This is a genomic window from Pseudomonas sp. FBCC-B1667, assembly GCF_059133255.1.
This window is the reverse complement of record NZ_CP101437.1, coordinates 4,772,425-4,794,978: the sequence shown is the minus strand read 5'-3', so window position 1 is coordinate 4,794,978 and position 22,554 is coordinate 4,772,425. Positions and strand designations below refer to the sequence as shown.

Genomic DNA, 22,554 nt, shown 5'->3' with positions numbered 1-22,554 from the left:
CAAACCAAATGTGGGAGCGAGCAAGCTCGCTCCCACATGGATTAGCGGTGTTGCGAAAACTCAACCTGCCATTGTCAACCGGTTACGCCCCTCGCGCTTGGCGACATACAACGCACTGTCAGCTCTTCGCAACAAGCTCTCGGCAGACTCCCCTGGCAGCAGGGTCGAACACCCGAGGCTGACCGTCAGCTCAACCGCATTGCCGTCCGCCAGATAGTCCTGAGCCTGAGCCGCCGCCCGCAGTCGCTCGCCAACCATGGCCGCTGCTTCACGAGTGGTGTTGGACAGCAGGATCAAAAACTCTTCGCCGCCAAACCGGAACACCATGTCGACATTGCGCAACTGGTTTTTGATCGCGGTGGCGACCGTCTTGAGCACGTCATCACCGGCATTGTGGCCGTAACTGTCGTTGACGTTCTTGAAGTGATCAATGTCCAGCATCAGCAGCGACAATGGCATCAAGTGGCGTCGCGACATCTCGATTTCTCGTTCCAGAGTCTGATCCATGGCGATGCGGTTACCGGTGTCGGTCAGCGGATCGCGCAATGCGCTTTGGGTAGCAGCCCGATAGAGAAGAGCGTTACGCATCGGGAATAGCAGCGCCGAAAGCAATGACTCCAGATTGCCTTGATCAAGCTCGCTGAAGCGCTGATTGCGGCGGAACACCAGTTCACCGAGGTGTTCGCCTTCATGGCTGAGGCTGTAACTGACCGAGTGATGGCCGCGCTGGCCAAACTCCAGCCGCAAATCACTGGCCTGATGCTGATAATTCAAGGCATCCAGAGGCACAACGCGCTGAACTTCGCGGAAGAAAATTCCGAGAATGCGTTGTGGTTCAAGACTGGTTTGCAACTGCTGACCGAGTTGCTGGCGCAATTGCGCAAGGCTGACCGGCCGTTCCAGAAGAGGAGGTTGCTGACCAAATCCCAGGCGTTGCAACTTGGCGCTATCGAAGTCAACTGCGTTGGTCTGGGAAGGTGATTTCATATGGCGTGAGCCCCTAAAGCAGTAAGGCTGTCTTACAGGCTGGGTGAGAGCGGCTTAGGGCTGCGCGTCCTACTGGTCCATCAGTCCCGTGGGAAAGTTGGTGCAAGTTTAGTCCGCTTTGTCGAAGATTAGTAACCTCTCGACTCCGGCGTCCGCCCGGCTGCTTTCACACTGCATGTTTGAGCAAATTTAGAACGAAAGTCGTGCCATTCGGTTCATTCGAATAAAAAGCTATATAAGTCAAATAGTTAGGTTTGATTTTGAGTTTTTATAACGAAAGAGGGCGGCAGTTGTTTGACTGAGTGGGCGTTAGTTACGACTCACTTTGAGTGCCGCGCCGGAAAATCGGCACGGCACAAAAGCGACGCACGGTGTTATTGGGCGTTGAACGCCTGACCATTGATGCCCGTACTGTCCGGGCCCATCAGGTAGAGGTAGACCGGCATGATCTCCTCCGGGGTCGGGTTGTTGAGCGGATTTTCACCTGGGTAAGCCTGGGCCCGCATGCTGGTGCGGGTGGCGCCCGGGTTGATGCTGTTGGAGCGCACAGGGGCCACGGTGTCGACTTCGTCGGCCAGGGTTTGCATCAGTCCCTCGGTGGCAAACTTGGACACGCCATAAGCGCCCCAGTACGCGCGGCCCTTGCGGCCGACACTGCTGGAGGTGAACACCACCGAGGCGTCTTGCGACAGCTTGAGCAATGGCAGCAGGGTGCTTGTGAGCATGAACATGGCGTTGACGTTGACTTGCATGACGCGCATGAAGTTTTCGCCGGACAGCTGTTCGATCGGTGTGCGCGGGCCGATGATCGATGCGTTGTGCAGCAAGCCGTCGAGGTGGCCGAACTCGGTCTCGATCATCGCCGCCAGTTCGTCGTACTGGTGAGGCAGGGCGGTCTCCAGGTTGAACGGGATCACCGCAGGTTGAGGATGCCCGGCGGCTTCGATTTCGTCATACACCTGAGTCAGGTTGGCTTCGGTCTTGCCCAGCAGCAAGACAGTGGCGCCATGGGCTGCGTAGGTTTTCGCAGCCGCCGCGCCAATGCCGCGGCCGGCACCGGTGATTAGAATGACCCGGTCCTTGAGCAATTCGGGGCGAGCGGAATAATCAAACATAAAAAAACCTCACAAAGCAGAAGACACATCGCGGCGCGGCCATTCGCGGGCAAGCCCGCTCCCACAAGGATCGAAGGTGTTCACACATGTTGTATCCACCAACAGGACCCTGTGGGAGCGGGCTTGCCCGCGAAGGCGTCAGCATTTACGCCTCATTTCCATAACCTGAAACCGGCACTCAGCAGCTACAGAGAGCGCTATCCAAAACCTTGCGCAACTCCAGCGGATGGTCCACCACCACGTCCGCGCCCCAGTGACGCGGGTTGTCGTCCGGGTGAATGTAGCCATACGTCACCGCAGCGGTCCTGGTGCCGGCATCGCGGCCCGATTCGATATCGCGCAGGTCGTCGCCGACAAACAACACGCTGGCCGGGTCCAGGTCGAGCATCTTGCACGCCAGAATTAGCGGCTCCGGGTCTGGCTTGCTGTTCTTCACGTGGTCCGGGCAGATCAGCAGCGCGGAACGCTCGGCCAGCCCCAGTTGCTGCATGATCGGCTCGGCGAAACGCAGCGGCTTGTTGGTCACCACGCCCCAGATCAGGTGGGCCTTCTCGATGTCGGCCAGCAATTCGCCCATGCCGTCGAAGAGCTTGCTGTGCACCGCGCACCCGGCCAGATAACGTTCAAGGAACTCGAGTCGCAGCGCTTCAAAGCCTGGTGATTCCGGGTCCATTGAAAAGGTCACCGCGACCATCGCCTTGGCGCCGCCGGAAATCTCGTCGCGGATGTGCTTGTCATTCATCGGCGGCAAGCCGCGATCGGCGCGCATTGCCTGGCAGATGGCAATAAAGTCCGGCGCGGTGTCGAGCAGCGTGCCGTCCATGTCAAAAAGGACTGCTCTGATACGCATCGGCTTACTCCTCGCGCAGGGTCTGGATCATGTAGTTGACGTCCACGTCGGCCGCCAGTTTGTAATGCTTGGTCAGCGGGTTGTACGTCAGGCCGATGATGTCCTTGACGGTCAGGCCTGCCATGCGGCTCCAGGCGCCGAGCTCGGAAGGGCGGATAAACTTCTTGAAATCGTGCGTGCCGCGCGGCAGCAGCTTCATGATGTATTCCGCGCCGACGATGGCGAACAGGTACGCCTTCGGGTTGCGGTTGATAGTGGAGAAGAACACCTGGCCGCCGGGCTTGACCATGCGGAAGCAGGCGCGGATGACCGACGACGGATCCGGCACGTGCTCAAGCATTTCCAGGCACGTGACAACGTCGAACTGCTCGGGCATTTCCTCGGCGAGACCTTCGGCGGTGATCTGTCGGTATTCGACGTTCACACCCGACTCCAGCTGATGCAACTGCGCGACCGCGAGCGGTGCTTCGCCCATGTCGATGCCCATGACGGTTGCGCCGCGCTGGGCCATGGCCTCGCTCAGGATCCCGCCGCCGCAACCGACGTCCAGCACCTTCTTGCCGGCCAGATTGACCCGTTCGTCAATCCAGTTGACGCGCAGCGGGTTGATGTCGTGAAGCGGCTTGAACTCGCTTTCACGGTCCCACCAGCGATGGGCCAGGGCTTCGAATTTGGCGATTTCGGCGTAGTCGACGTTGCTCATGGTTCAGTCCTCTAAAACTTGAAAAATTCTGTTGCCCCGGTTTTCTGGTCCGGGGATCTTACGATTCGGTGCGGCCGCTGATGCGCTGGCCCCAGGCCTTGGCGGTGGCGCATAACTGTTCTTCATCCAGGCGGGTCAGGCGTCGGTCATCCAGCAGCTGCTTGCCGGCGACCCACAGGTGTTTCACACAGTCCCGGCCGGTGGCGTAGATCAGTTGCGAAACCGGGTCGTAGACCGGTTGCTGCGCCAGGCCGGAGAGGTCAAACGCGACGATGTCTGCCGCTTTGCCGATTTCCAGCGAGCCGGTTTCAGCCTCGATTCCCAGCGCGCGGGCGCCATTGAGCGTGGCCATGCGCAAAGCACGATGAGCATCCAGCGCGGTGGCCGAGCCGGCGACGGCCTTGGCCAGCAACGCGGCGGTGCGGGTTTCGCCCAACAGGTCCAGGTCATTGTTACTGGCGGCGCCGTCAGTGCCGACGGCCACATTGACGCCGGCTTGCCACAGGCGCTCGACCGGGCAAAAACCGCTGGCCAGCTTGAGGTTGGATTCCGGGCAATGAATCACGTTGGTGTTGCTTTCTACCAGCATCACCAGGTCTTCATCGCTGATCTGGGTCATGTGAACGGCCTGGAAGCGCGGCCCGAGCAAGCCTAGGCGGTCAAGGCGAGCCAGCGGGCGTTCACCTCGCTGCTCGACCGATTGCTGCACTTCGAAGGCGGTTTCATGGACGTGCATGTGAATCGAGGCGTCCAGCTCTTCAGCGATCACCCGGATTTTTTCCAGGTTTTCATCGCCCACGGTATAAGGCGCATGAGGCCCGAAGGTGATTTTGATCCGCTCGTGGTGTTTGAGATCGCCAAACAACTCCACGCCCTGACGAATGGCTTCGTCCGCCGTGCTGGCGCCCGGGATAGGGAAATCGAGGATCGGAATGGCGATTTGCGCGCGTATACCGCTGTTATGTACGCGCTCGCTGGCAACCTTCGGGAAGAAATACATGTCAGAGAAACAGGTGATGCCACCTTTGATCTGCTCGGCGATGGCCAGGTCCGTGCCATCCCGTACGAAGGCTTCATCGACCCATTTGGCTTCGGCCGGCCAGATGTGGTTTTCCAGCCAGGTCATCAGCGGCAGGTCATCGGCCAAGCCACGAAACAGCGTCATGGCCGCGTGACCGTGGGCATTGATCAGGCCGGGGCTGAGCAGCATGCCCGGCAACTCGCGGACTTCGGTTGCGTAAAGCTTCAACGCTGCCGAGCGTGGGCCGATAAAGACGATGCGGCCGTCCCGGATGCCCAGGCCATGCTCTTTGAGGACAACACCAGCGGGTTCGACGGGTACCAGCCAGGTCGGCAGCAATAACAGGTCGAGCGCAGCGGCAGTGTTCGGCATCGAGGGTCGGTTCCAGTGCTTTTGTAAAGGATGGCGAAGTATACCCGAGCGTCTTCGCGGGGGGATCGCTATAATCGGCGGCTTTTGTGCTTGAGTGCGGGGTGTGGGATGCGCGATCGACTGTTGGCTGCGGAGAAAGTGAAGGCCATCGATTGGCGTGATGGCGCCCTGTACCTGCTGGATCAGCGTGTTTTGCCCTTCGAAGAAACCTGGATCGCCTACACCAGTGCAGCCGGTGTGGCCGAGGCCATTCGTTCGATGGTGGTGCGCGGTGCTCCGGCGATTGGCATCAGTGCGGCGTATGCCATGGTGCTGTCGGCCCGCGCCCGCATTGCCGAGGGCGGTGACTGGCAGGCGGCGTGGGAAGAGGATTACGCGGTCCTGGCCGATTCCCGTCCAACCGCGGTGAATCTGTTCTGGGCCCTGAGTCGCATGCGCGACCGCCTGGATCGTCTCAAGGAAGACGCAGACCCTCTGGCGGCGCTTGAGGCGGAGGCCATCGCCATTCATGAAAGTGATCGCGAAGCCAACCTGACCATGGCCCAATTGGGTGTGGACCTCATCCGCAAGCATCAGGGCAATGCCCAGGCAATCCTGACCCATTGCAACACCGGCGCACTGGCCACCGGCGGCTTCGGCACGGCGCTGGGCGTGATTCGCGGGGCCTTTATCGAAGGCATGGTCGAGCGCGTTTACGCCGATGAAACCCGTCCATGGCTGCAAGGTTCGCGTCTGACCGCGTGGGAACTGGCCAATGAAGGCATTCCCGTGACCCTGAATGCCGACTCCGCTGCCGCACACATCATGAAAACCAAAGGCGTGACCTGGGTGATCGTTGGTGCCGACCGAATTACCGCCAATGGCGATGTGGCGAACAAGATCGGCACCTATCAGTTGGCGGTCAATGCCATGCACCACGGCGTTCGCTTCATGGTAGTGGCACCGAGTTCGACCATCGACATGAACCTGGCCAGCGGCGATGAAATTCCAATCGAAGAGCGTGATGGTCGTGAGTTGCTGGAGGTTGGGGGTAAGCGGATCGGGGCGGATGTCGATGCGTTCAACCCGGTGTTCGACGTGACCCCGGCGGACTTGATCGACGTGATCGTTACTGAGAAGGGCATTGTCGAGCGACCGGATACGGCGAAGATGGCGCAGTTGATGTGCCGTAAGCGTCTGCACTAATCATTTCTCGCGCCTGAGAGATTGCCATCGCGAGCAGGCTCACTCCTACAAGGGAATTGTGATCAACGCATACCCGATGCAGGAGTGAGCCTGCTCGCGATGAGGCCCTGACAGCCAGCAAATACGCTTCATTCCCTTCCGAAATTTTCCTCTAAGCCCCTCTCGTCTCCCTCAAGCCTGTCACCGGTCAACTAACTATGCTCCATGCGCGTCTGGGGGATAGGTGCGTGGCGGCTCTTGTGATAACATCCGGCGTTTTCCGAGGCAGTCCCGCGGGGTTGTCTTTACTGCGCAAATCCATGGTTCATCTTGTTGATTTGTCGTAAGTCGGTGTATGGCACTCAGCCTGCAGCGGCGAGCTTCGTTCGTCCCATATGGATGTGACGAAGTTTCACCAGAAAAAGGAATCGAGCTTCTCATGGGCGAACTGGCCAAAGAAATCCTCCCGGTCAATATCGAAGACGAGCTGAAGCAGTCCTACCTCGACTACGCAATGAGCGTAATTGTCGGGCGGGCCCTGCCGGATGCGCGCGATGGCTTGAAGCCCGTGCACCGGCGTGTGCTGTTCGCGATGAGCGAGCTGGGCAACGACTTCAACAAGCCGTACAAGAAATCTGCCCGTGTTGTCGGTGACGTCATCGGTAAGTATCACCCGCACGGTGATACCGCGGTGTACGACACCATCGTCCGCATGGCGCAGCCGTTCTCGCTGCGTTATCTGCTGGTAGACGGTCAAGGCAACTTCGGTTCGGTGGACGGCGACAATGCCGCTGCCATGCGATACACCGAAGTGCGCATGACCAAGCTGGCGCACGAACTGCTGGCTGACCTGCACAAAGAAACCGTGGACTGGGTGCCGAACTACGACGGCACCGAAATGATCCCGGCGGTCATGCCGACCCGTATTCCCAACCTGCTGGTCAACGGTTCCAGCGGTATCGCCGTGGGCATGGCGACCAACATTCCGCCGCACAACCTCGGTGAAGTCATCGACGGTTGCCTGGCCCTCATCGACAACCCTGAGTTGACCATCGATGAGCTGATGCAATACATCCCTGGTCCGGACTTCCCGACCGCCGCGATCATCAACGGTCGCGCCGGCATCATCGAAGCCTACCGCACCGGTCGCGGCCGTATTTACATGCGCGCCCGCTCGACGATCGAAGACATCGACAAGGTCGGTGGCCGTCAGCAAATCGTCATTACCGAACTCCCTTACCAGCTCAACAAGGCCCGTCTGATCGAGAAGATCGCCGAGCTGGTCAAAGAGAAGAAGCTGGAAGGCATCACCGAACTGCGCGACGAGTCCGACAAGGACGGTATGCGCGTCGTGATCGAATTGCGTCGCGGCGAAGTGCCTGAGGTGATCCTCAACAACCTCTACGCGCAGACCCAGTTGCAAGCGGTGTTCGGTATCAACATCGTTGCGCTGATCGACGGCCGTCCACGGATCCTGAACCTCAAGGACCTGCTGGAAGCCTTTGTTCGTCACCGTCGCGAAGTGGTTACCCGCCGTACCGTGTTCGAACTGCGGAAAGCGCGCGAACGTGGCCATATTCTGGAAGGTCAAGCGGTTGCCCTGTCGAACATCGACCCGGTCATCGCCCTGATCAAGGCCTCGCCAACGCCGTCGGAAGCCAAGGAAGCGCTGATCAGCACTGCCTGGGAATCCTCCGCCGTTGTGGCCATGGTTGAGCGCGCCGGTGCCGACTCTTGCCGTCCAGAGACTCTGGACCCGCAATATGGTCTGCGCGACGGCAAGTACTTCCTGTCGCCAGAGCAGGCGCAAGCCATTCTGGAACTGCGTCTGCACCGTCTGACCGGCCTGGAACACGAAAAACTGCTGGCTGAGTATCAAGAGATCCTCAACCAGATCGGCGAACTGATCCGCATCCTCAGCAGCGCCACGCGCCTGATGGAAGTGATCCGCGAAGAGCTGGAAGTGATTCGCGCCGAATACGGCGACGTGCGCCGCACCGAGATTCTCGATGCCCGTCTCGACCTGACCCTGGGTGACATGATCCCGGAAGAAGAGCGCGTCGTGACCATTTCCCATGGTGGATACGCCAAGACCCAGCCGTTGGCTGCGTACCAGGCTCAGCGTCGTGGCGGTAAAGGCAAGTCGGCCACCGGCGTCAAGGATGAGGACTACATCGCTCACCTGCTGGTCGCCAACAGCCACACCACGCTGTTGCTGTTCTCCAGCAAAGGCAAAGTGTACTGGCTGAAAACCTACGAAATTCCGGAAGCGTCCCGCGCTGCCCGTGGTCGCCCGCTGGTCAACCTGCTGCCGCTGGACAGTGACGAGTACATCACTACCATGTTGCCGGTCGAGGAATACACCGAAGGTCACTTCATCTTCATGGCTACCGCCAAAGGCACCGTGAAGAAGACCCCGCTGGAATCCTTCAGCCGTCAACGCAGCGTTGGTTTGATCGCGCTGGAGCTGGACGAAGGTGACGTACTGATTTCTGCTGCCATTACCGATGGCGAGCGCGAAGTCATGCTGTTCTCCGACGGCGGCAAGGTCACTCGCTTCAAGGAAACAGACGTTCGCGCCATGGGTCGTACCGCTCGCGGTGTCCGCGGCATGCGTCTGCCGGAAGGCCAGAAGCTGATTTCCATGCTGATCCCGGAAGAAGGCAGCCAGATCCTTACCGCTTCGGCGCGTGGTTTCGGCAAGCGCACGGCGATCACCGAGTTCCCGGAGTACAAGCGTGGCGGTCAGGGCGTTATCGCCATGGTCAGCAACGACCGTAACGGCCGTCTGGTCGGCGCGGTCCAGGTGCTCGATGGTGAGGAAATCATGCTGATTTCCGACCAGGGTACCCTGGTTCGTACTCGCGTCGACGAAGTGTCCAGCCTGGGTCGTAATACCCAGGGCGTGACCCTGATCAAGCTGGCCAGTGATGAAACACTGGTTGGTCTGGAGCGGGTTCAGGAGCCATCGGAAGTCGAAGGTGAAGAGCTGGAAGGCGAAGAGGGTGCAGAGTTCATCGGCGAAGTCGTGATCGACGACGTTGTTGATGATCAGCAACTCGATGCCGCCGCTGACGAAGAGCCACAAGAGTAAGCGAACAAACAGGGGGCGGATGAGAATTCGCCCCCTTGTTGTTTGTCCGTAATGAAATTTCGGCGCCCATGGAGATCGAGTGTGGGAGCGGGCTTGCTCGCGAAGACGGACTGACATTCAACATCGATGTCGTCTGTTACACCGCCTTCGCGAGCAAGCCCGCTCCCACATTGGATCTGCGTCGACTGATAAGTTTGCATGACCTACCAAATCAGAGCGAGATTGGATGTGAGCAAGAGAGCCTATAACTTCTGTGCCGGTCCTGCGGCACTTCCCGAAGCTGTCCTGCAGCGCGCCCAGGGTGAACTCCTTGACTGGCACGGCAAGGGCCTGTCGGTCATGGAAATGAGCCATCGCAGTGATGAGTTCGTGTCCATCGCCACCAAGGCCGAGCAGGATCTGCGTGATCTGCTGAATATCCCTTCGAACTATAAAGTGCTGTTTCTGCAAGGCGGCGCCAGCCAGCAATTTGCTCAGATTCCTCTGAACCTGTTGCCAGAGAACGGTACTGCCGACTATATCGACACCGGTATCTGGTCGCAGAAAGCCATCGAAGAAGCTTCGCGCTACGGCAACGTGAATGTCGCCGCAACCGCCAAGCCTTACGACTATTTCGCTATCCCTGGTCAGAACGAATGGAACCTGTCGAAAGACGCGGCCTACGTTCACTACGCGCCGAACGAAACCATCGGCGGCCTGGAATTCCAGTGGATTCCAGAAACCGGTGACGTTCCGCTGGTGGCCGACATGTCCTCGGACATTCTGTCGCGCCCAGTCGATGTTTCGCGTTTCGGCATGATCTACGCCGGCGCCCAGAAAAACATCGGTCCGAGCGGCATCGTGGTCAACATCGTTCGCGAAGACCTGCTGGGTCACGCCCGTTCCCTGTGCCCGACCATGCTCAACTACAAGGTCGCGGCCGATAACGGCTCGATGTACAACACGCCGCCGACCCTTGCCTGGTACTTGTCCGGCCTGGTATTCGAGTGGCTGAAAGAGCAGGGTGGTGTTGAGGCTATCGGCAAGCTCAATGAAGTGAAGCAGCGCACGCTGTATGACTTCATCGACGCCAGCGGCCTGTACAGCAACCCGATCAACAAGTCCGACCGCTCGTGGATGAACGTGCCGTTCCGCCTGGCTGACGACCGTCTGGACAAGCCGTTCCTGGCCGGTGCCGACGAGCGTGGCCTGTTGAACCTCAAGGGTCATCGTTCCGTGGGCGGTATGCGCGCCTCCATCTATAACGCCGTCGACATCGTTGCGGTCAACGCACTGGTTTCGTACATGGCAGAGTTCGAGAAGGAACACGGCTAATGTCTGAGCAAGAACTCAAGGCACTGCGCCTGCGCATTGATGCCCTGGACGAAAAGGTCCTGGAGCTGATCAGTGAGCGCGCACGCTGCGCCCAGGAAGTTGCGCGAGTAAAGATGGCCTCGCTGGCCGAAGGCGAAGTGCCGGTGTTCTATCGTCCTGAGCGTGAAGCCCAGGTGCTCAAACGCGTGATGGAGCGTAACCAGGGGCCGCTGGGCAACGAAGAGATGGCGCGGCTGTTCCGCGAAATCATGTCCTCGTGCCTGGCCCTCGAGCAGCCACTGAAAGTGGCTTACCTCGGCCCTGAAGGCACCTTCACCCAAGCCGCAGCCATGAAGCATTTCGGCCACGCGGTGATCAGCAAGCCAATGGCGGCGATCGACGAAGTGTTCCGTGAAGTGGCGGCCGGTGCGGTGAACTTTGGCGTGGTCCCGGTGGAAAACTCCACCGAGGGCGCGGTCAACCACACCCTCGACAGCTTCCTCGAACACGACATGGTCATCTGTGGTGAAGTCGAGTTGCGGATTCACCACCACCTGTTGGTGGGTGAAAACACCAAGACCGATAGCATCAGCCGTATCTATTCCCATGCCCAATCGCTGGCCCAGTGCCGCAAGTGGCTGGACGCACACTACCCGAATGTCGAGCGCGTGGCGGTGTCCAGCAACGCTGAAGCGGCCAAGCGGGTTAAAGGCGAGTGGAACTCGGCGGCGATTGCCGGCGACATGGCCGCAGGCCTGTACGGATTGACCCGTCTGGCCGAGAAAATCGAGGATCGTCCGGATAACTCCACGCGATTCCTGATGATCGGCAGCCAGGAAGTACCCCCGACCGGCGACGACAAGACGTCGATCATCGTCTCAATGAGCAACAAGCCGGGCGCGCTACACGAGTTGCTGGTGCCGTTCCATGACAACGGTATCGACCTGACTCGAATAGAGACGCGTCCTTCGCGCAGCGGTAAATGGACCTACGTGTTCTTCATCGACTTCGTCGGCCATCATCGCGATCCGTTGGTCAAAGGTGTGCTGGAGAAAATCAGTCAGGAAGCAGTGGCACTCAAAGTGCTGGGTTCCTACCCGAAAGCAGTTCTCTAAGGGGTAGCAAATGAGTGATGACTTCCTCGCCCTGGCGCAGCCGGGCGTACAACAACTTTCGCCGTACGTCCCGGGCAAGCCTGTGGACGAACTGGCGCGCGAGCTGGACCTTGATCCAGCCAGCATCGTCAAACTGGCCAGCAATGAAAACCCGTTGGGCGCGAGCCCCAAGGCGTTGACGGCGATTCAGAGTGCGCTGGCTGAGCTGACCCGTTATCCGGACGGCAACGGTTTTGCGCTCAAGACCCTGTTGGCCGAACAATGCCGTGTCGAACTGAATCAAGTGACGCTGGGCAATGGCTCCAATGACATTCTGGAGCTGGTCGCGCGCGCCTATTTGGCGCCGGGCCTGAATGCCGTGTTCAGCGAACACGCGTTTGCGGTCTATCCGATTGTGACCCAGGCCGTCGGTGCCCTGGCCAAAGTGATTCCGGCCAAGGACTGGGGGCATGACCTGTCGGGCATGCTGGCGGCCATCGATGCCGACACTCGCGTGGTCTTTATTGCCAACCCGAACAACCCGACCGGGACCTGGTTCGATGCCGAGGCACTGGACGAATTTCTGCAGGATGTCCCGGCGCATGTGCTGGTGGTGCTGGACGAGGCTTACATCGAATACGCCGAGGGCAGCGACTTGCCGGACGGCCTGGATTATCTGGCGGCTTATCCGAACCTGCTGGTTTCGCGTACGTTCTCCAAGGCCTACGGTCTGGCGGCGTTGCGGGTCGGTTATGGCTTGTCCTCCGCTGTGGTCGCGGACGTGCTGAACCGTGTGCGTCAGCCGTTCAACGTTAACAGCCTGGCCTTGGCAGCAGCGTGCGCAGCGCTGAAAGATGTCGATTACCTGGCTGAAAGCCGCCGCCTGAACGAGTCCGGCATGCTGCAGCTGGAGGCTGGTTTTCGTGAGTTGGGGCTGAGCTGGATCCCGTCCAAGGGCAACTTCATATGCGTCGATCTCGGTCGCGTTGCTGCGCCGGTGTTTCAGGGCTTGTTGCGCGAAGGCGTGATCGTGCGTCCGGTGGCCAACTACGGCATGCCGAACCACCTGCGCATTACCATCGGTCTGCCGGCGGAAAACAGCCGCTTCCTAGAGGCGCTGACCAAGGTTCTGGCTCGTGGTTGATGTCACTGCACTGCAATCTGCTGTACCTATGATCGGCCGCCTGGTGGTGGTCGGTCTGGGATTGATCGGTGGTTCGTTCGCCAAGGGGCTGCGTGAAAGCGGCCTGTGTCGCGAAGTGGTCGGGGTCGACCTCGATCCGCAATCGCGCAAGCTGGCGGTCGAGTTGGGCGTGGTGGATCGCTGCGAAGAAGACCTGGCCGCTGCTTGCCAGGGCGCTGACGTGATTCAACTGGCCATCCCGATCCTGGCCATGGAAAAAATGCTGGCACGCCTGGCGGCAATGGATCTGGGGTCGGCGATTCTGACTGATGTGGGAAGCGCCAAAGGCAATGTCGTCCGTGCAGCAACCGAAGCGTTTGGCGGCATGCCGCCGCGTTTCGTGCCGGGGCATCCGATTGCCGGCTCCGAGCAGAGTGGGGTGGAAGCCTCCAACGCCGAGCTGTTCCGTCGCCATAAAGTGATTCTGACGCCGCTGGATCAAACCGATCCGGCCGCACTGGCGGTGGTCGACCGTTTGTGGCGCGAATTGGGCGCCGATGTTGAGCACATGCAGGTCGAGCGCCACGATGAAGTGTTGGCGGCGACCAGCCATTTACCGCACCTGTTGGCGTTCGGTTTGGTCGATTCGTTGGCCAAGCGCAATGAAAACCTTGAGATCTTCCGTTACGCTGCCGGCGGTTTCCGCGATTTCACGAGAATCGCGGGAAGCGACCCGGTCATGTGGCACGACATCTTCCTCGCCAACCGCGAAGCTGTCCTGCGCACACTCGATACATTTCGCAGCGACCTCGACGCCTTGCGCGACGCGGTCGATGCAGGGGATGGGCACCAATTGTTGGGCGTATTCACTCGCGCCCGGGTTGCCCGCGAACATTTCAGTAAAATCCTGGCCCGCCGGGCTTATGTGGACGCTATGAACTCCAACGACCTGATTTTCCTGGCACAACCTGGTGGCCGCCTGACTGGGCGGATTCGTGTACCGGGCGATAAATCGATTTCCCACCGTTCGATCATGCTTGGCTCCCTGGCCGACGGCGTCACCGAAGTTGAAGGCTTCCTTGAGGGCGAAGATGCTCTGGCGACCCTGCAAGCCTTCCGCGACATGGGTGTTGTGATCGAAGGTCCGCACCATGGTCGTGTGACCATTCACGGTGTCGGCCTGCATGGTCTGAAGCCCGCGCCTGGCCCGATCTATCTGGGTAACTCCGGTACTTCGATGCGTCTGTTGTCTGGCCTGTTGGCTGCGCAGAACTTCGACAGCACCCTGACCGGTGACGCTTCGCTGTCCAAGCGTCCGATGAATCGCGTGGCCAATCCACTGCGTGAAATGGGCGCCGTGATCGAGACCGCAGCCGAAGGTCGTCCACCGATGACCATTCGTGGCGGCAACAAGCTCAAGGGTTTGACCTACACCATGCCAATGGCCAGTGCCCAGGTTAAATCCTGCCTGCTGCTGGCGGGTCTCTACGCTGAAGGCAAGACTACCGTTACCGAGCCTGCGCCGACGCGCGACCACACTGAGCGCATGCTGCAAGGCTTTGGCTATCCGGTCAGTGTCAGCGGTGCGACCGCATCGGTCGAGTCCGGGCACAAGCTGACCGCGACCCACATCGAAGTCCCGGGCGACATCTCGTCCTCCGCGTTCTTCCTGGTGGCCGCGTCGATCGCCGAAGGTTCGGAGCTGGTGCTCGAGCACGTAGGCATCAACCCGACCCGTACCGGCGTGATCGACATTCTGCGTCTGATGGGAGGCGATATCACGCTGGAAAACCAGCGTGAAGTTGGCGGCGAGCCTGTTGCGGACTTGCGCGTACGTGCAGCTAAACTTAAAGGTATCGAAATTCCCGAGGCCCTGGTTCCACTGGCCATCGACGAGTTCCCGGTGCTGTTCGTGGCTGCAGCCTGTGCCGAAGGGCGTACGGTGTTGCGCGGCGCTGAAGAGCTGCGGGTCAAAGAGTCGGACCGGATTCAGGTCATGGCCGATGGCTTGCTGGCGCTGGGCGTCAAATGCGAACCGACCCCGGATGGCATCATCATCGACGGCGGCCAGATCGGCGGCGGCGAAGTGCATGGTCATGGCGATCACCGGATTGCCATGGCGTTCAGCGTTGCATCACTGCGCGCGACTGCACCGATCCGCATCCACGATTGCGCCAACGTCGCGACGTCGTTCCCGAACTTCCTCGCGCTGTGCGCGCAGGTCGGTATCCGGGTTGCTGAAGAGGCTCAGTCGTGATCAACAAGTCACCAGTCATTACCATCGATGGCCCGAGCGGTTCCGGTAAAGGCACGATCGCCGGGATTCTGGCGAAACGTCTGGGCTGGAATCTGCTGGATTCCGGTGCGCTGTACCGCTTGCTGGCGTTCGCTGCGCACAACCATGGTGTTGATCTGACCAATGAAGAATTGCTGAAGGCGCTCGCGGCGCATCTGGACGTGCAGTTCATCGCTGCGACGGACGGTCAACTGCAGCGAATCATTCTGGAAGGCGACGAAGTCAGTGATGTGATTCGCACTGAAAGTGTCGGCGCCGGCGCGTCCCAGGTCGCTGCATTGCCCGCCGTACGCGAGGCGCTGCTGCAGCGCCAGCGTGCTTTTCAGGAAATGCCGGGGCTTGTAGCCGATGGACGAGATATGGGCACGGTGGTTTTTCCGGACGCGCCCCTGAAGATATTTCTCACTGCCAGTGCCGAGGAGCGTGCGCGCCGTCGATACTTGCAGTTGAAGGGCAAAGTCGATGGTGTTAGTCTGTCGAGTCTGCTAGATGAGATACGTGTCCGCGATGAGCGTGACACCCAGCGAGCGGTAGCCCCGCTCAAGCCGGCGGCTGACGCCATACAGCTGGATTCCACGGAATTGTCCATCGATCAGGTGCTGGAACGCATCATGAGCGAGATCGCCATTCGCGATATCGCCGGGTGACCAAGAAGGCCGCAGGGGACCAGTCATAGTCCTGCGGTGGCTTCTTTTAAATGAAACTAACCCATACCGTCTGGGGTGTGGAGATGGGCGTAGTCTTCGCCCTCATCAACAGGAATTAAAATGAGCGAAAGCTTTGCGGAACTCTTTGAAGAAAGCCTAAAAACCCTGAACCTTCAGGCAGGCTCCATCATCACCGGTGTTATCGTTGATATCGATTACCAAGCTCGCTGGGTAACCGTTCACGCTGGCCTGAAGTCTGAAGCACTCATCCCGCTTGAGCAGTTCTACAACGACGCTGGCGAACTGAACATCAACGTCGGTGACGAAGTTCACGTTGCTCTGGACTCGGTTGAAGACGGCTTTGGTGAAACCAAGCTGTCCCGTGAAAAAGCCAAGCGCGCTGAATGCTGGATTGTTCTGGAAGCAGCCTTCGCAGCCGAAGAAGTGGTCAAGGGCGTTATCAACGGTAAGGTTAAAGGCGGCTTCACTGTCGACGTTAACGGCATCCGTGCGTTCCTGCCAGGTTCTCTGGTTGACGTCCGTCCTGTGCGCGATACTACGCACCTGGAAGGCAAAGAGCTGGAATTCAAGGTCATCAAACTCGACCAGAAACGCAACAACGTTGTCGTTTCCCGTCGCAGCGTCCTCGAAGCCGAGAACTCCGCCGAGCGTGAAGCTCTGCTGGAATCCCTGCAGGAAGGTCAGCAAGTCAAAGGTATCGTCAAAAACCTCACCGATTACGGCGCATTCGTCGATCTGGGTGGCGTCGATGGCCTGCTGCACATTACCGACATGGCTTGGAAGCGTATCAAGCATCCTTCCGAAATCGTCAACGTTGGCGACGAGATCGATGTCAAGGTTCTGAAGTACGATCGTGAACGCAATCGTGTTTCTTTGGGCCTCAAGCAACTGGGCGAAGATCCATGGGTCGCTATCAAAGCCCGTTACCCAGAAAGCACTCGCGTTACCGCTCGTGTAACCAACCTGACCGACTACGGCTGCTTCGCTGAGCTGGAAGAAGGCGTTGAAGGTCTGGTGCACGTTTCCGAAATGGACTGGACCAACAAGAACATCCACCCTTCGAAAGTCGTACAAGTCGGCGACGAAGTGGAAGTTATGGTTCTGGACATCGACGAAGAGCGTCGTCGTATCTCCCTCGGCATCAAGCAGTGCAAATCTAACCCATGGGAAGATTTCTCTGGCCAGTTCAACAAGGGCGATAAAATCTCCGGCACCATCAAGTCGATCACCGATTTCGGTATCTTCATTGGTCTGGACGGCGGCATCGACGGTCTGGTTCACCTGTCCGACATCTCCTGGAACGAAGTGGGCGAAGAAGCCGTTCGCCGTTTCAAGAAGGGCGACGAGCTGGACACCGTTATCCTGTCGGTTGACCCAGAGCGCGAGCGTATCTCCCTGGGTATCAAGCAACTGGAAAGCGATCCGTTCTCCGAGTACGTTCAAGAGAACGACAAAGGCGCAATCGTTAAAGGCATCGTGAAAGAAGTTGACGCTAAAGGCGCCATCATTACTTTGGCCGACGATATCGAAGCGACTCTGAAAGCCTCCGAAATCAGCCGTGACCGCGTTGAAGATGCGCGTAACGTTCTGAAAGAAGGCCAGGAAGTAGAAGCCAAGATCATCAGCGTTGACCGCAAGAGCCGTGTAATCCAGCTCTCCATCAAGTCGAAAGACGATGCTGAAGAGAAAGAAGCAATCCAGAGCTTGAAAGACAAGCCTGCTGCTGACGTCGCTGCTGGTCCTACCACTCTGGGCGACCTGTTGCGTGCACAAATGGAAAAACAGAACTAAGTTCTGTCAGACCATAGAAAAAGGGCGACTTCGGTCGCCCTTTTTTGTGCCTGCGATTTGGTGGGTTCTCCGGTGTGTTTTGGGTGCATTGGTTGCTCGTGAAACCAATATCCCCGATAAGCTGTCTCTTGCTTTAATCGGTTCAATCGTTTGTTTGCAGCTAATCTTTAGTCTGAAGTGAACGACAGTCGGGCGAGCCGCCCGGCATAAGGATGTGAATGAATAAGCTCATTGTCGTCATGGCTGTACTGGCGTTGGCGGGGTGTACCACAAATGCCAAGACTCACGTCGTGCGCGGGGTCAGTGGTATTGAGATTGACTGTTCCGGTCTGGGGTCCGGGTGGGAAAAATGTCGCAAGCGAGCGGATAGGGAGTGTAAGGCGGCAGGGTATAAGGTCTTGGCGAGGTCTGATGACGCGAAGGATGAGGATGAATTCCCTTTTGGCTTTAATCCGGCGGGATACCTGACGCGGACCATGTTGGTTATCTGTCGATGAGTGGAGGTATCGGGGCGTCGGGGTTTTGTATGGCATCTCTGAGGCTTGAAAATATATGTGAAAACTCGGGCTGTTCAAATTCTTTCGAGCATGCTAAAACCTTTGAAGCGCTTTTCCTAGCTGCTTGAAAAAGAAGGGAAAAATATGACGAAGTCGGAGTTGATCGAACGAATTGTCACCCATCAAGGGCTGCTCTCATCCAAGGATGTGGAGCTGGCCATCAAGACCATGCTTGAGCAAATGTCCCAATGTCTGGCCACTGGAGATCGTATCGAGATCCGTGGGTTTGGCAGCTTCTCCTTGCACTACCGCGCGCCGCGGGTAGGGCGTAATCCAAAAACCGGTCAGTCCGTCAGCCTCGACGGTAAGTTCGTTCCTCATTTCAAGCCAGGAAAAGAGCTGCGTGATCGTGTGAACGAGGATGAGGAGGAAGGGCTGTGACGGTCGCCATAATTCAAGGAGCCGCTCATGCGTAATGTAAAGCGCGTACTGCTCGCCTTGTTTGTGTTGTTGCTCGTTTTGGCAATTCTGGCGTTTGTTCTAGAGAATCAGCAATCGGTTTCCTTGCTGTTTTTTGGTTGGGCGGGGCCGCAGCTGCCGGTGTCGCTGGTAGTGGTTCTTGCATTGCTGGTCGGCATGGTCATCGGTCCGATGCTTGGCTGGTTTCTGGGGCGTGCGGCTCGGGCTACACGTAAACGCCTGGTCTGATAGTCAAAACCCTGGAGTGCTGCTGAGGAGACAAGAGCGTTCGCTCGGCAGTTATTCGTCACATTCCCCAAGACATCATTGACGCGGCCCCTAACGCCGATAGACTCATCCGTAACCGACAGTGCGGGTTTGTGTTGGGTGGCCGCTATCGTCAGTGCTGGCATCCTCTTGCGACAACCTGGTCGTGGGATAGCAAAAGACAAACCTGATTGCCTCGAATAAAAGCGCTCATAATCGAGAAGAAGTTCAGCGTTCGCAGCTGAAGCGTAATGGAAGTTTTCAGGATGAATGTGGTGGGCAAGAGCAAATGAGTTGTTCAAAAGTCCTGGTGACAGGGGCGAATGGGTTTGTCGGATCCGCGGTTGTAACCAAGTTGCTGTCGAGTGAGAAATTTTCCGTGGTATGCGGCGTTCGCACTCCGTCCCAAACGGACTTTCCCTGTGATCATCTGATTTTTGAGTTGGGCGCCGAAGTTCCTGTAGCCGCATTGACAGGTATCACGGCGGTCGTGCATGCGGCTGCGCGTGTGCATGTGATGGCAGCGCAGGGGGCGAATGACCTTAGTGCCTTTCGAGTGGCCAACGTCGATGGAACAATCAAGTTGGCGACCAGTGCTGCTCAGGCGGGCGTAAAGCGCTTTGTTTTTATCAGTTCAATTAAGGTCAACGGGGAGCACACCTATCCGGGTCAGCCATTTACTTCGGCCGACCTGCCGGCTCCAGTCGATGCCTATGGAATCTCCAAGCGTGAAGCCGAGGACGCTCTAAGAGAGTTGGGCGCACGCACAGGAATGGAGATTGTAATAATCCGACCTCCTCTGGTTTATGGTCCTGGCGTTAAGGCCAACTTCCTCAGCATGCTTCGATGGGTTGAGCGCGGGGTGCCCCTGCCATTTGGTTCGATTACCAATCGCCGTAGCATGGTCGCATTGGATAATCTGGTTGATTTGATCGAGCGCTGCATCGAGCATCCCTCGGCCCCCGGTAATACCTTTCTCGTTAGCGATGGCGAAGATCTGTCCACGACGCAATTACTTCAGCGTGTAGCTCAATCACTGAGTGTTCGCTCTGTACTGATTCCTTTTCCGCAGCAGATTCTATCTATGGGGTTGGTTTTGCTGGGGAAGCAGGCGCTATCCGTGCGCTTGTGTGGTTCGCTTCAGGTCGATGTGCGGCGAACGTGTGAATTATTGCAATGGTCACCGCCTGTCGGTATTGAGCAAGCGCTGGCGGGTGTGGCGAAACATTATCTGGATACTAAAAACAAATGATCTTTCCGTTGTTGTTGGTAGGGGTGTTTGTCGCGTCCTGGTTGATGACGTTTTACTTGCGACGCTATGCCTTGCGTAACAGTCTCGTCGATGTCCCCAATGCCCGAAGTTCGCACTCGATTCCTACTCCCCGGGGTGGAGGCGTATCCATAGTTGTTTCGTTTCTTGGGGCGTTGTGCGTATGCGCTTTGACCGGAGTGACCTCGTGGGGCGTATTTGCGGGATTGTTCGGGGCGGGTGCTATTGTGGCTTTAATAGGCTTTGCTGATGACCATGGTCACATCGCGGCCCGATGGAGGCTGCTTGGGCACTTTACAGCGGCGGTGTGGTTTTTGTTTTGTGTGGGAGGGCTCGCCCCAATAAATCTGTTTGGATTTGTTGTCGACCTTGGATGGTGTGGAAGTGTATTGGCTGCCATCTATCTGGTCTGGCTTTTGAACTTGTACAACTTTATGGATGGGATCGACGGTATTGCGGGAGCGGAGGCCATCTGTGTCTGCTTGGGTGGGGCATTTCTATACTGGTTGGGCGGCTTCACGAATGAGTTGTGGGTTCCACTCCTGCTTGCCAGTGCCTGTGCAGGATTTTTGATTTGGAACTTTCCACCTGCGAAAATTTTTATGGGTGACGCGGGCAGTGGTTTTCTTGGCCTGATCCTCGGTGGGCTGGCATTGCAGGCAGCCTGGGTCGCCCCGCAATTACTCTGGAGTTGGCTGATTTTGGCGGGTGTTTTCATCGTGGATGCAACCTATACGATGTTGCATCGCTTGATTCGGGGGGAGAAGGTTTATGAGGCGCATCGCAGTCATGCCTATCAATTCGCCTCTCGACATCACCTTAGTCATAAGAAAATCACCCTTGCCGTCATTTTTATCAATGTGCTGTGGCTAGCCCCTGTCGCGTTTTGGGTGGGAAGGGGGGCGCTGGATGGGAGTGTCGGTCTACTGATTGCCTATTTGCCTCTTGTTGTGTTGGCGGTGATTTACAGCGCAGGCAAGGCGGAGACCTGATTCGAATGGTGTCGTCGATCATGCTGTTTGGGAGAGGTGCAAAATAATGTGCGCAGCGGGTCTTGTTGGCGTGATGGCAAGCGCGGGTCTGTGAACGGACAGGGAGTGCTTCGGTGTTGACCGCGCGGTCTCTAAAGCGCTGAATCCGCGGATGTGCGTACTGCCGGCGCCGCTCAATTGCACAAAATTGTATGGTAAACTTTTCTGGTTTTTATGGGGTGAAAGCATAAAGCCAATACTCCATTGGCAGATGTGGCTACCTGAATTGGACAAGGCAGCGTTGCTGCATGCAAGGGGGTGTTGCTTTCGGGTGTAATGTGGTGGCATCCCTTGGGTTAACGCCGGTCTATCCCGCATATCTTCGGTAGCATGGATAAGCAGCGAGTTCTTGGTGGCGATTCTGTTGCAGGTTCGAACAACGTCTTTGTTTTTTTCTTGGGAGCACCGACGGTTGGTCGAAACCGCAAGAATGGATCTCTTCGCAATTAGGCTCCAACCCGCATTGAGTACAGATTCGCGATATGTCCCCCCTTTTGTTGCTCCTCTGGATGCAGCGGGCGAAGACGTTCAACTGATGAGTGGCAACCGGATCATGGACCCGAGTTTTTGGTCCGGGAAGTGAGGAGTATGGCAATGAGAGTTATGGTGTTGGGTGTTTCCGGAATGCTGGGCAACGCAGCCTACAGAGTGTTATCGGCTAACCCCGATTTGAGCGTTTACGGTACCGCTCGGAGCGAGGGTTCCCGGAAGTTTTTCTCAGAGGCCTTGGCCGAGAAAATCATTCTGGGTGTGGATGTCGAAAGTCAAGACTCGCTGATCAAGGCTTTCGGGACGATAAGACCTGATGTGGTGATCAACTGTGTGGGCCTGGTCAAGCAATTGGCCGATGCAAATGATCCACTTCAGGCTGTGCCAATCAATACATTGCTGCCTCATCGTCTTGCCGCCTTGTGCAAGGCGACCGGTGCGCGTCTGGTCCATATCAGCACCGATTGCGTTTTTTCGGGTGAGAAGGGGGGCTACCGGGAGTCGGACTTCCCTGACGCTTACGACCTGTATGGGCGTTCCAAGCTTTTGGGCGAAGTGGATTATCCTCACGCCATTACACTGCGTACCTCGATTATCGGCCGTGAATTGTCCGGGCATCGCAGCTTGGTCGGCTGGTTCCTCGCGCAACAAGGCACCGTTCAAGGATTCACCGGTGCTATTTTCTCCGGTCTGCCAACCATGGAGTTGGCGCGGGTGATCAATGAATACGTATTGCCGCGTCCTGATCTGCATGGCCTGTATCACGTAGCTACTCAGCCTATAAATAAATACGACTTGCTGAAGCTTGTGGCGAAAACTTATGGAAAAGACACTGAGATTGTCCCTTCGGACAGGTTGACGATCGACCGTTCGTTAAATGCGGACCGCTTCCGGGAGGCTACAGGTTACGTTGCCCCCGTGTGGTCGGTTTTAATACAAGACATGCATGACTTCAATTAAGCGCAAGGTT

The 22,554-nt window shown here is 57.7% G+C and carries 19 protein-coding genes; 14 read left to right on the top strand and 5 right to left on the bottom strand.

Going from position 1 to position 22,554, the window contains the following annotated elements; all coding sequences use genetic code 11:
- Nucleotides 1-60: 60 nt before the first annotated feature.
- The 5 genes from NL116_RS22050 to NL116_RS22030 all read right to left on the bottom strand — a co-directional run bounded on the left by NL116_RS22050 (nt 61) and on the right by NL116_RS22030 (nt 5,048).
- Nucleotides 61-987: a GGDEF domain-containing protein gene (locus NL116_RS22050; RefSeq protein WP_494374022.1), complete on the bottom strand. Its 927-nt coding sequence runs from the start codon at nt 985-987 to the stop codon at nt 61-63.
- Between the two features lie 374 nt (nt 988-1,361).
- Entirely contained in the window at nt 1,362-2,102 is a 741-nt protein-coding gene (locus tag NL116_RS22045) for a YciK family oxidoreductase (protein WP_494374021.1), read from the bottom strand.
- Between the two features lie 178 nt (nt 2,103-2,280).
- Nucleotides 2,281-2,952 carry an N-acetylmuramic acid 6-phosphate phosphatase MupP gene (gene mupP / locus NL116_RS22040; protein WP_494374020.1) on the bottom strand — a complete coding sequence of 224 codons (672 nt, stop codon included), beginning with the start codon at nt 2,950-2,952 and terminating at the stop codon, nt 2,281-2,283.
- A 4-nt stretch (nt 2,953-2,956) separates the two neighbouring features.
- A complete protein-coding gene (gene ubiG, locus NL116_RS22035; protein WP_007945809.1) occupies nt 2,957-3,655 on the bottom strand; it encodes a bifunctional 2-polyprenyl-6-hydroxyphenol methylase/3-demethylubiquinol 3-O-methyltransferase UbiG in 699 nt (232 codons plus the stop codon).
- Nucleotides 3,656-3,713: 58 nt separating this feature from the next.
- Nucleotides 3,714-5,048, bottom strand: a complete 1,335-nt coding sequence (locus NL116_RS22030; RefSeq protein ID WP_494374019.1) for a TRZ/ATZ family hydrolase — start codon at nt 5,046-5,048, stop codon at nt 3,714-3,716.
- Nucleotides 5,049-5,156: 108 nt separating this feature from the next.
- On the opposite strand from NL116_RS22030, the gene mtnA reads away from it, so the two are divergent.
- From mtnA to NL116_RS21960, 14 genes are all read left to right on the top strand, one after another.
- Nucleotides 5,157-6,233, top strand: coding sequence for an S-methyl-5-thioribose-1-phosphate isomerase (gene mtnA / locus NL116_RS22025; protein ID WP_494374018.1), 1,077 nt, complete (start codon nt 5,157-5,159; stop codon nt 6,231-6,233).
- A gap of 418 nt (nt 6,234-6,651) precedes the next feature.
- Nucleotides 6,652-9,306, top strand: coding sequence for a DNA gyrase subunit A (gene gyrA, locus NL116_RS22020; RefSeq protein WP_027924108.1), 2,655 nt, complete (start codon nt 6,652-6,654; stop codon nt 9,304-9,306).
- 228 nt (nt 9,307-9,534) lie between these two features.
- The gene (gene serC, locus NL116_RS22015; RefSeq protein WP_494374017.1) at nt 9,535-10,620 is read left to right on the top strand and encodes a 3-phosphoserine/phosphohydroxythreonine transaminase; all 1,086 of its coding nucleotides are present in this window, start codon (nt 9,535-9,537) and stop codon (nt 10,618-10,620) included.
- Entirely contained in the window at nt 10,620-11,714 is a 1,095-nt protein-coding gene (gene pheA, locus NL116_RS22010) for a prephenate dehydratase (protein ID WP_007899727.1), read from the top strand. The genes serC and pheA overlap by 1 nt, the downstream gene beginning before the upstream one ends.
- 10 nt (nt 11,715-11,724) lie before the next feature.
- Nucleotides 11,725-12,837 carry a histidinol-phosphate transaminase gene (hisC, locus tag NL116_RS22005; protein WP_494374016.1) on the top strand — a complete coding sequence of 371 codons (1,113 nt, stop codon included), beginning with the start codon at nt 11,725-11,727 and terminating at the stop codon, nt 12,835-12,837.
- A 28-nt stretch (nt 12,838-12,865) separates the two neighbouring features.
- Nucleotides 12,866-15,073, top strand: coding sequence for a bifunctional prephenate dehydrogenase/3-phosphoshikimate 1-carboxyvinyltransferase (locus tag NL116_RS22000; protein ID WP_494378113.1), 2,208 nt, complete (start codon nt 12,866-12,868; stop codon nt 15,071-15,073).
- A complete protein-coding gene (gene cmk / locus NL116_RS21995; protein WP_027924112.1) occupies nt 15,070-15,759 on the top strand; it encodes a (d)CMP kinase in 690 nt (229 codons plus the stop codon). Before NL116_RS22000 ends, cmk begins: the two co-directional genes overlap by 4 nt.
- Nucleotides 15,760-15,879: 120 nt before the next feature.
- Nucleotides 15,880-17,571 carry a 30S ribosomal protein S1 gene (gene rpsA / locus NL116_RS21990; RefSeq protein WP_027924113.1) on the top strand — a complete coding sequence of 564 codons (1,692 nt, stop codon included), beginning with the start codon at nt 15,880-15,882 and terminating at the stop codon, nt 17,569-17,571.
- Between the two features lie 218 nt (nt 17,572-17,789).
- Complete coding sequence (locus NL116_RS21985; protein ID WP_494374015.1) at nt 17,790-18,068, top strand: hypothetical protein; 279 nt, start codon at nt 17,790-17,792, stop codon at nt 18,066-18,068.
- Nucleotides 18,069-18,212: 144 nt separating this feature from the next.
- Nucleotides 18,213-18,509, top strand: coding sequence for an integration host factor subunit beta (ihfB, locus tag NL116_RS21980; protein ID WP_003369729.1), 297 nt, complete (start codon nt 18,213-18,215; stop codon nt 18,507-18,509).
- 27 nt (nt 18,510-18,536) lie between these two features.
- Nucleotides 18,537-18,776, top strand: a complete 240-nt coding sequence (locus NL116_RS21975; RefSeq protein WP_494374014.1) for a lipopolysaccharide assembly protein LapA domain-containing protein — start codon at nt 18,537-18,539, stop codon at nt 18,774-18,776.
- Nucleotides 18,777-19,083: 307 nt separating this feature from the next.
- Nucleotides 19,084-20,046 carry a UDP-glucose 4-epimerase family protein gene (locus NL116_RS21970; protein ID WP_494374013.1) on the top strand — a complete coding sequence of 321 codons (963 nt, stop codon included), beginning with the start codon at nt 19,084-19,086 and terminating at the stop codon, nt 20,044-20,046.
- Entirely contained in the window at nt 20,043-21,056 is a 1,014-nt protein-coding gene (locus NL116_RS21965) for an MraY family glycosyltransferase (protein ID WP_494374012.1), read from the top strand. Before NL116_RS21970 ends, NL116_RS21965 begins: the two co-directional genes overlap by 4 nt.
- A 633-nt stretch (nt 21,057-21,689) precedes the next feature.
- Nucleotides 21,690-22,544: a dTDP-4-dehydrorhamnose reductase family protein gene (locus NL116_RS21960; RefSeq protein ID WP_494374011.1), complete on the top strand. Its 855-nt coding sequence runs from the start codon at nt 21,690-21,692 to the stop codon at nt 22,542-22,544.
- Nucleotides 22,545-22,554 lie beyond the last annotated feature (10 nt).